The sequence below is a fragment of the Pontimicrobium sp. SW4 genome, assembly GCF_039954625.1.
In the GTDB taxonomy this organism is placed as follows: domain Bacteria; phylum Bacteroidota; class Bacteroidia; order Flavobacteriales; family Flavobacteriaceae; genus Pontimicrobium.
The window spans coordinates 1,507,287-1,521,418 of sequence record NZ_CP157199.1; the positions used below are offsets into that span (position 1 = coordinate 1,507,287).

12 protein-coding genes are annotated in these 14,132 nt (G+C 32.1%); 5 read left to right on the plus strand and 7 right to left on the minus strand.

Annotated elements, in window-relative coordinates; translation table 11 throughout:
* Window positions 1-75 precede the first annotated feature (75 nt).
* Entirely contained in the window at window positions 76-765 is a 690-nt protein-coding gene (locus ABGB03_RS07115; RefSeq protein WP_347926059.1) for a hypothetical protein, read from the plus strand.
* On the opposite strand, the gene ABGB03_RS07120 is transcribed toward ABGB03_RS07115, so the two are convergent.
* Window positions 762-1,922 carry a DUF3667 domain-containing protein gene (locus ABGB03_RS07120; protein WP_347926061.1) on the minus strand — a complete coding sequence of 387 codons (1,161 nt, stop codon included), beginning with the start codon at window positions 1,920-1,922 and terminating at the stop codon, window positions 762-764. The genes ABGB03_RS07115 and ABGB03_RS07120 overlap by 4 nt on opposite strands.
* A gap of 187 nt (window positions 1,923-2,109) precedes the next feature.
* Here ABGB03_RS07120 and ABGB03_RS07125 point away from each other — a divergent pair, with 187 nt between their 5' ends.
* The gene (locus ABGB03_RS07125) at window positions 2,110-2,799 is read left to right on the plus strand and encodes a hypothetical protein (RefSeq protein WP_347926063.1); all 690 of its coding nucleotides are present in this window, start codon (window positions 2,110-2,112) and stop codon (window positions 2,797-2,799) included.
* 220 nt (window positions 2,800-3,019) lie between these two features.
* On the opposite strand, the gene ABGB03_RS07130 is transcribed toward ABGB03_RS07125, so the two are convergent.
* Together ABGB03_RS07130 and ABGB03_RS07135 are read right to left on the minus strand one after the other, a co-directional pair.
* Window positions 3,020-3,739 carry a toll/interleukin-1 receptor domain-containing protein gene (locus tag ABGB03_RS07130; protein ID WP_347926064.1) on the minus strand — a complete coding sequence of 240 codons (720 nt, stop codon included), beginning with the start codon at window positions 3,737-3,739 and terminating at the stop codon, window positions 3,020-3,022.
* A 345-nt stretch (window positions 3,740-4,084) separates the two neighbouring features.
* On the minus strand, window positions 4,085-4,957 hold the full coding sequence (locus tag ABGB03_RS07135) for a T9SS type A sorting domain-containing protein (protein WP_347926065.1): 873 nt from the start codon (window positions 4,955-4,957) through the stop codon (window positions 4,085-4,087).
* Window positions 4,958-5,212: 255 nt separating this feature from the next.
* Here ABGB03_RS07135 and ABGB03_RS07140 point away from each other — a divergent pair, with 255 nt between their 5' ends.
* Window positions 5,213-6,430 carry a hypothetical protein gene (locus ABGB03_RS07140; RefSeq protein WP_347926067.1) on the plus strand — a complete coding sequence of 406 codons (1,218 nt, stop codon included), beginning with the start codon at window positions 5,213-5,215 and terminating at the stop codon, window positions 6,428-6,430.
* 85 nt (window positions 6,431-6,515) lie between these two features.
* Here ABGB03_RS07140 and ABGB03_RS07145 read toward each other — a convergent pair whose 3' ends face one another.
* From ABGB03_RS07145 to ABGB03_RS07160, 4 genes are read right to left on the minus strand one after another with little or no spacing between them, the layout of a single operon-like run.
* A complete protein-coding gene (locus ABGB03_RS07145) occupies window positions 6,516-7,970 on the minus strand; it encodes a polysaccharide biosynthesis C-terminal domain-containing protein (RefSeq protein ID WP_347926069.1) in 1,455 nt (484 codons plus the stop codon).
* A 10-nt stretch (window positions 7,971-7,980) separates the two neighbouring features.
* Window positions 7,981-9,261: a glycosyltransferase family 4 protein gene (locus tag ABGB03_RS07150; protein ID WP_347926071.1), complete on the minus strand. Its 1,281-nt coding sequence runs from the start codon at window positions 9,259-9,261 to the stop codon at window positions 7,981-7,983.
* A complete protein-coding gene (locus tag ABGB03_RS07155) occupies window positions 9,254-11,692 on the minus strand; it encodes a YfhO family protein (RefSeq protein WP_347926073.1) in 2,439 nt (812 codons plus the stop codon). Before ABGB03_RS07155 ends, ABGB03_RS07150 begins: the two co-directional genes overlap by 8 nt.
* A 31-nt stretch (window positions 11,693-11,723) precedes the next feature.
* On the minus strand, window positions 11,724-12,005 hold the full coding sequence (locus ABGB03_RS07160; protein WP_347926075.1) for a DUF4834 family protein: 282 nt from the start codon (window positions 12,003-12,005) through the stop codon (window positions 11,724-11,726).
* A gap of 103 nt (window positions 12,006-12,108) precedes the next feature.
* On the opposite strand from ABGB03_RS07160, the gene ABGB03_RS07165 reads away from it, so the two are divergent.
* Both ABGB03_RS07165 and ABGB03_RS07170 read left to right on the plus strand, forming a co-directional pair.
* Window positions 12,109-12,993 (plus strand): transporter, encoded by an 885-nt coding sequence (locus tag ABGB03_RS07165; RefSeq protein WP_347926077.1) that lies wholly within the window; start codon window positions 12,109-12,111, stop codon window positions 12,991-12,993.
* A gap of 12 nt (window positions 12,994-13,005) precedes the next feature.
* Complete coding sequence (locus ABGB03_RS07170) at window positions 13,006-14,127, plus strand: GTP cyclohydrolase (RefSeq protein WP_347926079.1); 1,122 nt, start codon at window positions 13,006-13,008, stop codon at window positions 14,125-14,127.
* The last annotated feature ends 5 nt before the right edge of the window (window positions 14,128-14,132 follow it).

Sequence of the window (14,132 nt, forward strand, 5' to 3'; positions counted from 1 at the left end):
GTTTATAATATTATTTTTTTGCTATCTTTAAACAGCAATTCTTCCTAGCATTTATTAACGATTAAACCATTTGAAATGAAAGCCATTAAAACCATTCTTTTACTTTTTGCAATTGTAGGTAATACCTATGCGCAAACCGATTGTAAACCTTATGTACCAACTAATAAAGGGGCAACTTGGGAGATAACAAATTACAATGCAAAAGGTAAAATTCAAGGCGTAACAAGCTATGAATTGTTAGATAAAGTAGTCTCTGGAAATGATGTAACCTTTAAAATTAAAGCTGTTTCAGTGGATAAAAAAGGGAAAGAAGCATATACTAATGAGTTTGAAGCCGTTTGTAAGGATGGCAAATTCGATTTTGGTATGGCTTTTAAAATGGATGGAAACCAATTACAAGCCTATGAAGACATGGACGTACAAGTAGATGCTTCGAAATTTGAAATTCCAAATATGGATGCTCCTGCTGGAACGACCTTAGATGATGGCACACTTGCAATAAATGTTGATACAGGAATGATAGCAGTAAAAATGAATATTGAAATCACCGACAGAAAAGTTGAAAAAAGAGAAGAATTAACCACAACCGCAGGTTCCTTTGATTGTATTGTACTATCGCAAACCATTAGCACAAAAATGATGATAAAAATAACAGCCTCTTCTAAAGAATGGTATTCTGAAAATGTTGGCATGGTTCGCTCTGAATCCTATAATAAAAAAGGGAAACTCATGGGTTATAGCGAATTGACGAAATTTAGTAATTAGTAGAATAAGAATCCCAAAATAAGCACAATCATAACGGTCATAGGCGCTACAACCATCATATATATAAATGTGAGCATAGAGGATTTAATTAAGCTAATAAAAAAACCTTGTTCATAATAATTTCGTAGCGCAAATACTAAATAAAAAAACGTTGAAAGTAGTACTAGAAAATCTATCCAATCTGGGATTTCAACTATATAGTTTATTCCAAATATAATGCACATAACTGTAAACAAAAATGAGAAATAGTAAAAGCTAAAGACCAAATGATGTGCAAAACGGCCTCGTCTCCAATAGAATATTTTTAACAGCAATGCAAAAATTGGTAATAAGAAAAACAAAGAAATTGGAACACTATCAAAAAGCGCCTGCACAATCCCTCCTCCTTTATTTTTATGAAATTTTATTAATTGTCTAAAAAATTGTTTTTTAAAAAATCCTGCGTCGTCTTTCATTCCTACTGCTTTTAATTGCTCTTTTTCTGGAGCATCAATAGCAATTAAAGAGTCCAATTTTGCTGTATCGTATCCAAAATTGAAATTATTTTTTAAGTTCTTTGGGTTTGATGCCGCAGTTAGTATAGAATCAAACTCTTTTTGTTCTTGTTCAGATAGTCCAGGTACTAAATTTTTGCCCTCTAGCGGCTTTCTCATTTTTGCAATAGCTGAAGAATCAATAGGGTTTATGTTAATAGAATCCTTAGATTTTTCCATCTCAAAGCCCTTTTCTAAAGCCTTATCAAAATTGGCATTATACTCTCTAATTTTAAACGAAAATAAAAAGAAAAATACCACCGAAATAAATAAATACATTTGCGCTGGATGCAAATACATTAAACGCTTTCCACTTACAAATCGCTTTGCTAAAATCCCAGGTTTGAACACTAAAGGAATAAAACTTCTAAAAAATCTTGCATCAAACGAAAAGTAATTAGCAATGGTATTATAAAACAACACGCCTACCGTTAGTTCATCATTAGTTTGTTGCCCACAATGAGGGCAAAACTTAAACTCAGTATTATGTTCCTTTTCGCAGTTTTGGCAAATCGTTATATTTTGCTCTAATGCAAAATCTACATTTTCATCATTTTCTGAAGGAGTTGTTATTTCGGTATTTTTTGACATCGATGGTTGGTTAGCGACTTTTTTGTCAGTCATAAATTTAATAAAAAGAAAAATACTTCCTTATAATAATGACGAGTAATACGCTCTTCTTGTCACAAAACATTACTACTCACTGTATATCAATCATTTACAACTTTGGCACGATAAATGAAAACTTCATTAACAAATAGCGTAAGCCGAAAAGCTAAATGAGTAGGCATTAATCTTAAATACTTTTACTATGAGAAAAATTACTTTAGTATTAGCAACTATGTTACTAGGTGTAACATTTGCAACAGCAACAGAACAAGTTTCTGAATTAGACAGTAAAGATTTAAGAATTACGAAACGCTATCGTTTTACGCAACCTATTTTGTTTGTGGAGCGTGGTGTGGAATTCTTAATCTTTCCAAATGGGGAATTCGATTTTAATACAGATGCCAATTATGGACATTTTGGCGATTCTTATTACCGAAAATCGAGAACTAAGCGTGGTAGTATTAATGCCAATTTTGGAACACCAGGAGTAAGAATTAACTATAATCGTCCACGTGGTGTACAAATATCGCATGATAAATATGGTCGTGCTCGTAGAATAGGCAATGTGTTTATTAACTACGATTATCAAGGGCGTGTAAAACGCATTGGCTCGGTATATATGCAATATCGTTATGGTCAACTTAAACAAGTTGGTGGTTTACATATACAATACAACCGTTGGGGTGATATAGTTGGTACTCGTGGAAACGTAAATAGAAGTAACCAAGGTTGTGGCTTTTGCGGAATGACAGGTTGTATAACGGATCATTTTCATAAAGACAACGATTGGTATGATGATAGATGGGATGGTCGTGATGACGATTACTACTATTACAGAAAAGGTGATAAAAAACTGAAAAAGAAAGCGCTTACTAAAAGGCGCAGCTATTAACCTATTGTTCGTAACCTACTAAATTGGTTATTTAGAAACCTCATTAGTTATTTCCCAATGACTTTTGGGGTTTCTTGCTTTTTTTAGGTTCGTTTAACGTGTTTGTGTATGGTTAGCTGCGTGGTTAAGTAACTAATTTAGTAAACAAATGCGAACCCGAGAAAATTCCGAAGGAATTTTCCAAATAAGCATTTGCCAAAGCAATTAATTATACACGGTGTTAGCTGTAGTTATTTTCATTCACAGTAATTAATTCAGCCAATTTCTTTGCAACATTTTCCATTGTATCCTCTTGTGTATCTAATCCATTTCTTGACCCTAACAATGGACTCACATCTCTCAATTCATCATAAGTTGTATTGTGCACAATAGGTACAAGTTGGTCAGTAGCAAGTAAAGCAGATAATTCTTTTTCGGCTACACCTTCGTTCTGTACTCTTTTCAAGAAGCTAGGTGTTACTAAAACAATTCCAATTTTAGATTTGGCTAAACCTTTATCGATTTCCCGAAGAAATGAAGTTCCTAATGGTATGTCTTTTTCACTGAACCATACATTTACACCATTTGATTCTAGTAAGTTGTATAATTCTAACGCAGATTCTTTTCTGTCATCCCAAGCGTGGCAAAGAAAAATATCTCTAATATCAGGTTTTTCAGCTCTTTTTTCAACGACTTTTCTAACAGGTGTAAGTGTATTTATCTCTGCTGAAGTATAATAAATAGTAGAACCAGATCTTGACCAAGAAGCTTTTCGAGTTCGACCTTTTGAACTATTATAATTTCCAGATGAAGATGTTCTTCTGCTCGAAGTATAAGAGTTATCATAAGATGGATATGAATATCCAGAACTATATCCACCATATCTACTACTACACGCAGGGCAATTTGCTCGTCCACTTGCTGTTCTATGTCCTCTCGAAGGTGCTGTACATCTTGCCATATTTTTTATTCTTTTAGGTTGACTAAATTATTAGTTTCCTTTCATCTTCATTTACGGAAAGCCGTATTCGAAATATTCTAACGTTTTTTTAATTACAGCTAACTTTTAGTGTTTATGAAATCGTTTTAATGTTTTATACACGACGTTAAACGAAGTTCGCTATTTCAACTTTAGAATACAAGAAAAATCTTACATAAATAGAAAACTTATTAACAACTAATAAGCTGAAAATCAAAACTTAGCACATATATAACCTATTGATTATCTACTTCCTTAATAAACTTAATCAAGCCTTCAAAATAGATTTCAGCATTATCATAGATTGCTAAATGACATAAAGAAATTCTAATGTTTAATAAACTTTTGACTTTTATTTGAGTTTTCAAGTTGTAAAAAATACATGCCTTTAGAAATATTTTGGATATTAATTGGCTTTGTTTTGCTAACAACACCTTGCTTAATTAATCTTCCAGTTATAGAATACACATTATATTTTTCTGAAGTCTCCAAATTTGCGATATTAATAATATCTGATGATGGATTAGGAAAAAGAGAAATTTTATTTAGCTCTTTATCATCATTTGACAAAACATTTAATGTCCAAGAAAATGCATCCAATGCCATATAATCCAAATTTCCAGTACTAGAAATAACTAATTCATCAATAGCAATATTAGCAAAATTTGATGCTCCTTCTGTTGCGAAATCTATAAACGTAAATCCATTATTTGGCGTAAATGTAACTGGGCTTGCAAATCCAGAAGATTTAGAGAAAGAAAAAACTTCTACTCCTCCTTTATTACCTGTAATAGTTAATGTACCAGTAGTTGCAGCTAAGGATCTTGTTGAACAAAAAAGATACAGTGATTGCACAGTCATTTCAATTCCAACTGGAACAATTGAGAAACTGCTTCCATTGTTATCTCCATCATAATTACCATTACCTGTATTATCAACAAATTGTTGGTCTGGAGCAGAACCACTCCAACCGCATCCAGTACAACTATCTGTTCCTGGTCCAATGCCATTTACTGTTCCATGAAGAAAGACATCATACCCTTCAGCAGAAACTATATTAAATGTTTGTCCATTATCAGTAAAGGTAGTTGATTTACCAGCTTCTCCATCAAAAACTTCTGTAGATTGAGCTAGAATTGTCTCTACGCTTATAAAAATTAAACAAGTTGCAATACATTGTATAAAGTAATTTTTTTTCATGTAAATAATGTTTTGATTAGTTATATGTCTAAGGTCGGAAATATTTATAATTTCATGTAGTCATTTCATACATTCTTTATAAACTTATTAACACTAATAGTTGAAAATTTCAATTTCATCAATTCAATATCTATAGCTTTTTATTTAAATACATTTTTTTGGCACGATGCTTGGTAAGTATTAAGTATCAAGAAAAAAACGAATTGTTTTGTAGTACATGTTTGTTGTACTGCTTAACGCAAAAATCAAATCAAGATGAAAAAATTACTATTATTTTTTGCAGGTGTACTCCTCACAGGAGTCTCTGTTAGTGCGACAACAACCACCAACAGTTTAGATATTAATGCTCATGCATCAAACAATTTTGTGAGAAATTATGGTAATTCTTTCATTTTTGTAGAACAAGGTGTGGAGTTTTCGGTATTTCGTGATGGTCAGTTCGATTTTAACGTGTTAGATTACGGTCCACGCTTTAGTGCTTATACCGATTTTAATGGTGTAAGCATTAGCTTTAATACTGGACATAGCTACGATGCTTATGTACAATATGATGACTATGGTGCTGTTGTACAAATTGAAAACATTCCAATTTATTACGATTATTATGGACGTATAGTTCGTGCTGGCGATGTGCGCATAAGATATAACAATTACGGTTATGTAAATCGTGTTGGAGGTTTATATGTACACTACAATGCTTATAATAGATATTCGCACTGCACAGGATTTATTAATGTATATAACAGAAGTTATGTATATAGACCATGGCACACATATTATAGTGCTCCATTAATTGACTTTAGAATTGTATTCAACAGACCATATAGAAGATATTATGAACCTGTAAGACATACATATTACAGACCATATAGAGATAATTACAGACCTAATGTATCTTATACTAGAAGTAGACGTGGAAACTCAGTAGCTCAACGCTCTTCTACAAGACAAAGTGATAGATATGCACAAACACGCTCTTCAAGACGTGGTGATGTTACAACTACTAGAAGCAGCAGTCGTATTGCAAGTACAGATCAAAATTCTAGAGCGACTAGAAATAGTAGTACTACAAGATCTTCTACCAGAAGAAATACAGATGTAACTACTAATAGAGCTAGATCATCTAGTGATACAAGAGCAACAAGGTCAAGAACATCAAATGATGCAAGAGCTACACGTTCAAACAGAACAGTAGATAGAAACGATAATGTTAGTAGATCCCAAAAAAGAACGACAACACAGTCACGATCTCAAACAGCAAGAAGAGATACAAGTACAAAGCCTAGAGTACGTACAACGTCTAGAAACACGTCTAAGCCTAAAGCTACTCAAAGAGCCAGTACGCAACGTAAAACACAAAGTGTAAAGCAACGTTCAGGACGTAGTAAGAGTTCTCAAGCTAGTAAGAAAAGAACACCACAAACAAGACAAAAGTCTAAGTCTAACTCTAGAAGTAGTAAAAGACGTCAATGATATTATAATTTTGGTTAGTTAGTTGGATGATCCTGCAAGATGAATGCTTCAAAGCACCTTGCGGGATTTTCTTTTTAAAGACCTGTTACTTCTTAAGAAACTTGTTAAAGATTACAGAAATATCTTCGGATAAATTCATTCTATAAACAATCAAACCATAACAAGCTCCTATTAGAATAGATTTTAGTCCAATATTAATAATTGGATGAAATGGAAATTCCCAGAAATAAAAGACTCCAGCTAGAATAATAATTAAGGCTAACGTTTTTAGTGTATTAGTACAAAAAGGAGACATCTTAAATTTATAATAGACAAATGCTACTTTAGCAAAATTATAAACAATCACAGACATAAATGTGGCGAATGCAGCGCCATTAATACCATACTCTGGAATTAATATAGCATTAAAAACCACAACCATAGCAGCTAACAAGACACCTAAAGCCAAAACTACTCTATAATAATCACTATTGAATAAAATAGCATTGTTATTGCCAATAATATTATCGGATAATTTAGCAACGCTTATTAAGAGCACAACTACCAATCCACCTGTATACTTATCTGGAATAAGCTCGTATAGCTGATTAATATTAAGTATGATTAATAAAAATACAAATCCACTGATAATGAATAGATTAAGTGAGCTTTTTTTATATAATACTTTAAGTTTATCGCGTTCGCCTTTGTTTAATAACTCTGCTGTTAATGGATTGGTTATTTGATGCATTGAACGTGCAGGAACACCAATAACAGTCGCAATATAAATAGCAACGCCATAATAGGCTACTTTTTCAATCTCGATGTACTGGCCAATCATAAACTTATCAATTTCCAATATGATATTTGCCACCGAACCTGCAATAATTATTAAAGCTGAATACTTTAAAACTGCTGTTGTGTTTGGTAACTTTCCAAATCTAAAAATTGGTCGCCTCACATAATAGGCATACAATTTCATGATGAGCATCCTCAAAATATATACACCAACAACAGCATACACAAAAGTCTCAATTGTTATAACATTAAAGTATAAACAGAATAATAGCACCATTACTCCTGCTCTATGAAATACTTCTTTCATAAAGTTTCCAAACACACTATTCATGTGTACTTTGGTCCAAGAATAGAATACTTCAAAATACGAAAACGCTATGGCTGCAACGTAAATAAGCCATACATAATCTTTAATTATAGGATTTGTTTCAGATAGAAAATTACTAATTAGCTCAAATGCTACATAACCAATTAATCCTAGAGGAATAATTAACAATAATGGTAGAAATAGCATCCATGTTAAAAAACTATTAATGTTATTTCTAGATTTATATGACGAATAAAATTTAACCAGAGTATTGTGAGCTCCAAACGCCAATAGAGGCATCATCACATAAGCTGTAGATAATATGTAAGTTACGAGTCCATAATATTGCTCAGACATGAACTCGGTATATAGAAATAAGGTATTAATCGCTCCTATACCAAAACCAATATAGGTTGTGATAGTGTTTTTAAACGATTGATTTTGAACTATTCCCATTAACCGATTTTTAGTTTATTAGTTCAGCTAACTTTGAAGTTAGCGTTTTTCTACTATACTGCTGAAGTCCAATGGCGTTGCTTTTTAACTCACCAGATCTAAAAGCTTGAAACATATCTAAAACAACTTCTTTTATGGCGTCATAGTCATTATACAAAAAGTAGTTCCCAGTGTTTGTAGACCTTAAAATATTGTCTACATCAGACCCTTTTGGTCCAATCGCCAAAATAGGTCTATTAGACACCATATACTCAAATAATTTTCCTGGAATGATGCATTTAGTTTCTTCGGAATCAATTTCAATCAATAATAAAACTTGTGATTTTTTTTGATGTGTTATAGCTTCTGAATGTGGAACATAACCAATTAGATTTACATACTGAGAAAGATTATATTCTTCTAAACTTTTCAATACATCTTTACTCACAGAACCAACAAAATTGAGTTGCAACATGGATGCAAATATTTTATTGGTTGTTATAAGTTCTTTCAAAACCTTCCAAAGCACTTCAGGGTTTCTATCTGACAATAAAGAACCAATATGTGCTAACGAAAATTTGGTGTCTAAATCAACATTACCAACCGATTCATAATCATAACCGTTTGTAATAATCTCGATAGGTTTTTCAGTTAATGATAAAAAGTTTTGCTTAGTATTATTACTCGTTACAACAATTGTATCAGCAGTATTTAAGACTTTAGATTCTAAAAACTTATGCTTCTTCCGAGCCATTGGCGTAAGCTTTAGCTTTTTATGATACCCAATAGTTGTCCAAGGATCTCTAAAATCTGCAATCCATCTAATATCATGTCTGTTTTTAAGTTGTTCACCAATAAGATGCAAACTATGTGGAGGACCAGTAGTGATAATTGTTTCTATATTATAATCCCTAATATAGGTTGACAAATAATTAACTGAAGGTTTTACCCATTTTTTTCTAGCATCAGGAATAAAAAAATTACCTCTTACAAACAGCATAAGCCTTTGCATGACACTTTGCTTTTTTTTATTTGGAATGATGCCTTTACTAATTGTATCTGACTGTCCTTTTGAAAACTTACTGGCTAATTTATAAGGTTCTACTATTGGTTGCCTAATAATAGTTAAGTCTTTTGGAATTTCATCTACTAAACTATTATCAATAATTGGATAATTTGGGTTTTTAGGAATATATACTATAGGTTCAATATTAAACTCTGGTAAGTACTTAATAAATTTCAACCAACGTTGTACACCTGGACCTCCAGCAGGTGGCCAATAATAGGTTATAATAAGCACTTTTTTACGCACTTGTGGTAGTCTTTACATTATCTTTCTTAAACTGGTAAAATAATCCTACCAATAATAGCAATACAACTATTAAACTCGTGCCTAAAGCAATAGTGCTTCCCGTTTTTACTACTTGTGGTTCAAATCTAAACTCTATCGTATGTGTTCCTGCAGGAATCTCCATACCACGTAACACATAATTTACACGAATATGTGACATTTCTTTCCCATCAAGATAAGCTTGCCAACCTTGTTGGTAGTAGTTTTCAGAAAATACAGCAAATCCATCATTAGCATTATTTGATTCATATTTTAAATAGTTTGGCTTATAATCTATTAATCTAATACCAGCAAGAGAATCTACTTGATATGTTACATCTGGTATAATATTAAATTGTGCTTTATTTAAAACAGCTGTAGTCTTAGTATTTAAACTATCTAGTGCCATAATTTCTTCATTAGCAGTATCTACAGCTTTAAAAGATTCAATAAACCAAGCATTTCCATTGGCATCAGTATTTGTGAATACTTGAGGTTGATCATTTTCAGCTGGAGCAATAATATATTTTGTGTTTAACATATTGAGCGTTTCCAAATGATTTCTTCTAATATAAAAATCAAAAAGCTCATTAAATCGCTTCATACGTGCTGCTGTATAACCATTTAACGAATTATGAAAATAAGATGGTTTAGTATTTCCAGTAGTTAAATCATAGACCCTATAATGCGAATTGTCTTTTAAAATCTCTTGGTCTGCAGCATTAGCTTGATATGGCTTTTGTACCTGAATTGCTGAAACAAAATCATCGTTATTCACATAACGTCTATCAACCCCAACTAAATCGAATACAATCAATACAGCAAAAGCGATAACTACTAGTTTTTCGGATAGCTTTTCTTTTAAAAATAGCCAAATAATTCCTGCAGATAACAACACAAGAACTAAAGATCTAATTGTATCAGTATTGAAAATGGCTTTCCTATCTTCTTTTAAAGCATCTATATATGATTGCCCATAAGCTTGCAAGTATTGTCCATCTCTAATTCCTGAAAAATCAAATAAACTGCCTTTAAATAGCAAAAATATTAGTGCAATACCAGCAGTAATAGCCGTTGCGTATTTTAAAGCTTTAAGCTTTGCTTCTTTTTGTTCAAAATTGTTAAACAATCTAACAAGTGCAAAGATTCCTAATACTGGAATACATAGCTCCAAAATAACTTGTATTGAGCTAACTGCTCTAAATTTATTGTATAATGGTATGTAGTCTATAAATAAATCGGTTAGTAATCCAAAGTTCTTGCCTAATGATAGTAACCAAGACATTAAAACACCTCCAACAAGCCACCATTTTAAACGTCCTTTAACCAAAAAGAGTCCAAGTACAAACAAAAATATAATAACCGCACCAACATACGCAGGTGCTTCTACAATGGGTTGATCTCCCCAGTACGTTGGTGTTTGCTTAACTTCGTTTAAAGCCTGTATAGGTGTTGCTCCCAAATTTATAAAAGCATTATATACATTAGAGTCTTTACCTAATTTCTCAATAGTTCCTCCACCCACAAAACGTGGGATAAAAAGGTTGAAGCTTTCGGCGACACCATAACTATATTCGGTGATATATTCTTTATCTAAGCCATTGGTAACTTCTTTTGGAGACCCATCAGGATTAATGGTTAATTCACTTTTCCCTCTATAACTTTCACTCACGTACTCTTGAGTAGCCATAATGTTTGTAGCATTTAATCCAATAGATAAAATAACAGCAGCAACTAAAATACCTACAGATTTAAAAAAATGCGGTAATTCTTGTTTCTTATAAGCATCAATTAAATAGACTACTCCTAACACTATTACCAATAATAGAAGATAGTACGTCATTTGAAAATGATTTGCTACAATCTCTAACGCCATAGCAATAATGGTTAGCAAAAACCCCAAAACATATTTCCGTTGAAATGTGAGCAATATTCCAGATAAGACTAATGGCATATAAGCAATGGCATGCGCTTTACTGTTATGACCAACACCTAATAAAATGATTAAATAGGTAGAAAACCCAAAAGCTAAAGCACCCAATGCAGCAAGTTTAAAATCGACTTTAAGTACCAGAAGTAGAATATAAAACCCTAAAAAATAGAGAAATAAGTAATCTGCTGGTCTAGGCAAAAATCGCAAGGCTAAATCTAATTTTTTTATATAGTTATGAGGATATTTTGCTCCTAATTGATATGTAGGCATTCCTCCAAACGCACTATTAGTCCAATAGGTTTCCTCACCTGTACTCGCTCTAAAGTTGTTTTGTTGTTTTGCCATTCCAGTGTATTGCATAATATCGCTCTGGAATATTTGTTTGCCTTGTAAAACTGGGCTAAAATATATTAAGGAAGCTACCACAAACGCTAAAAGAACTAGTATGTGTGGTATGATTTTTTTAAAAGAAAAATTCATGGATTAATTCAGTAAAAATATTTCTAGAAAATTAATCAATTTCTTCGTAATCTACGTATTCGCCAACCTTTTTATTTGAAGATGTATTCTCATTTGGCATTTTATCTATAGATATTTCACCCTCTTTCTTTTTTTGAGGCTGAGGCTGTTGGTGTTGATTAAATTGTCCTCCAAATTTCTGCTCTGCTTTTTTAGCTACATAGCGCATTAAAACAGGCGCAAATATCCTAGAAAGTATTTTTATTCCGTACCAAATCAACAGAATTATTAAAATTGTTCTTAAAAAACCTACAAGAGAAGCGTATTGCAACATAAAATAAAATTTATTCAAAAATACAATTCTTCCAATTTAAAATCCGTTTTAAGTTTATAAAAAAATAATAAAATCAATATATTTGGTAAATAACAAATCGATTATGAAATCAATAAAAACCTATTTATTCTTACTAATTTGCCTTAGTTTTTCTATGAATTCATTTGGGCAATACACCGAAGTCATTAACTCAAATCGCCCAGGAGTGTCACGAAGTGCCTTTTCAGTAGGTACTAATGTGGCTCAATTTGAAATTGGACCATATATGATAAAAGAAGAACGAACTCCAGCTACTAGATATGAAGTTTCAGGATTTGGAGCTGATTTTGCTGTTCGTTATGGTTTACTATTTGAAGAGTTAGAACTAAATATTGAAGGGACATACCAAAACGATACTAAGACATATATCACTTCTTTAAGTTCAGACCAAGATAGAGCAAACTTTAAAAGTTTAGTCATTGGTGCCAAATACATGTTTTTTGACCCAAATAGAAATGCCGAAGAAGACAAACCAAACATTTATAGCTATCATGCTAACAGAAAATTTAAATGGAACTCTTTAATTCCAGCTATAGCTATTGGAGCTGGAATGCATTACGATACGAAAAACAATCCCTATACTGCTCCAGAAATTGAAGGGATTAGTCCACGAGTAATGATTGCTACACAAAACAACTTTTCTGGTGGCTGGGTATTTGTAATGAATTTTATTAAAGAACGTATAGGTACTGAACAATCTGATTTTCAATACATTTTAACATTAACACATTCATTTAGCCCAAAATGGGTAATATTTGCTGAAACTCAAGGAATACAAAGTGATTTTTATGCCGATAATTTGTTTAGATTTGGAGGCGCATATTTATTAGGTAAAGATTTTCAGTTAGATTCAGCTGTTACATTCAATACAAAAGATACGCCATCAGTTTTTAGTGTAAATTTTGGAGCTTCATATCGCTTAGATTTCCATAGCGATAAAGAGCAATAGGAATAAGATTATATGATCGAAATTAAAGAAGCACTCTCTAAGAAAGACTTAAAGAAATTTGTAAAATTTCCATTTTCACTTTACAAAAATTCAGAATTTTGGGTACCTCCAATTATTAGTGAAGAATTAAGGACATTCAATAAGAAAATAAATCCTGTATTTCAAGATGCCGAGGGACGCTTCTTTTTAGCTTACAAAAATGGGGAGATTGTTGGTCGTATTGCTGCTTTAATTAATTGGATTGAAGTCAAAGAGCAAAGCATAAAAAAAATGCGCTTTGGTTGGTTTGATGTGATTGATGATAAAGATGTAACAAAAGCATTGCTTGACAAGGTTAACGAAATTGGAAAAGAAAACAACTTAGAGTTTATAGAAGGACCAATAGGTTTTTCTAATTTAGACAAAGTAGGTGTTGTTTATGACGGTTTTGACCATATAGGTAGTATGATTACTTGGGAAAACCACCCCTATTATGTTAATCATCTAGAAGCTTACGGAATGACTTTCGGGAAAGGATATTCTGAAAATAAAATGGCTTTTGGTGATATTAAACGTGAGTATTTTTCTAGAATCCAGGAGCTTGTAAAAAAACGTTATCAATTAAAAGCCTTAAATTTTACTAGCAATAAGGAGATATTACCTTATACGAACCAAATGTTTGAGGTATTTACAAAATCGCACTCAGTATTATCATCTTTTGTTGACATTAATGATGCACAAAGGGAATACTTTAAAAAGAAATTTATTGGATTTTTGAATCCTGAATATGTAAAATTCGTTCTAGACAAAGACGACAACCTTATTGGATTTGGAATTGTAACTCCTTCCTACGCTGAAGCTTTACAAAAAATGAATGGAAAGCTATGGCCTTTTGGTTTTAAGCACTTATTACATGCTAAAAAGCATAGCAAAACGGTAACATTCTATCTTATTGGTGTTTTACCAGAATATCAAAATAAAGGCGTTACTGCTGTTATTTTTGAAGAGTTTCATAAAACTTTTACTGAAAAAGGAATAACAATGTGTATTCGTGGTCCAGAGCTAGATGATAACACTGCTATACAAAAGCTATGGAAAAATTTTAATCCTCAAGTATTTAAAAAACGTTGTACTTACGTAAAAGATATAAAATAAAAAAG

Bases quoted from the DNA above. Each gene is read 5' to 3' on its own strand.
- ABGB03_RS07140 (WP_347926067.1), top strand. From the start codon at position 5,213: ATGAAAAAATTACTATTATTTTTTGCAGGTGTACTCCTCACAGGAGTC.
- ABGB03_RS07130 (WP_347926064.1), bottom strand. From the start codon at position 3,739: ATGGCAAGATGTACAGCACCTTCGAGAGGACATAGAACAGCAAGTGGA.
- ABGB03_RS07115 (WP_347926059.1), top strand. From the start codon at position 76: ATGAAAGCCATTAAAACCATTCTTTTACTTTTTGCAATTGTAGGTAAT.
- ABGB03_RS07170 (WP_347926079.1), top strand. From the start codon at position 13,006: ATGATCGAAATTAAAGAAGCACTCTCTAAGAAAGACTTAAAGAAATTT.
- ABGB03_RS07125 (WP_347926063.1), top strand. From the start codon at position 2,110: ATGAGAAAAATTACTTTAGTATTAGCAACTATGTTACTAGGTGTAACA.
- ABGB03_RS07165 (WP_347926077.1), top strand. From the start codon at position 12,109: ATGAAATCAATAAAAACCTATTTATTCTTACTAATTTGCCTTAGTTTT.
- ABGB03_RS07160 (WP_347926075.1), bottom strand. From the start codon at position 12,005: ATGTTGCAATACGCTTCTCTTGTAGGTTTTTTAAGAACAATTTTAATA.
- ABGB03_RS07120 (WP_347926061.1), bottom strand. From the start codon at position 1,922: ATGACTGACAAAAAAGTCGCTAACCAACCATCGATGTCAAAAAATACC.
- ABGB03_RS07145 (WP_347926069.1), bottom strand. From the start codon at position 7,970: ATGGGAATAGTTCAAAATCAATCGTTTAAAAACACTATCACAACCTAT.
- ABGB03_RS07135 (WP_347926065.1), bottom strand. From the start codon at position 4,957: ATGAAAAAAAATTACTTTATACAATGTATTGCAACTTGTTTAATTTTT.
- ABGB03_RS07155 (WP_347926073.1), bottom strand. From the start codon at position 11,692: ATGAATTTTTCTTTTAAAAAAATCATACCACACATACTAGTTCTTTTA.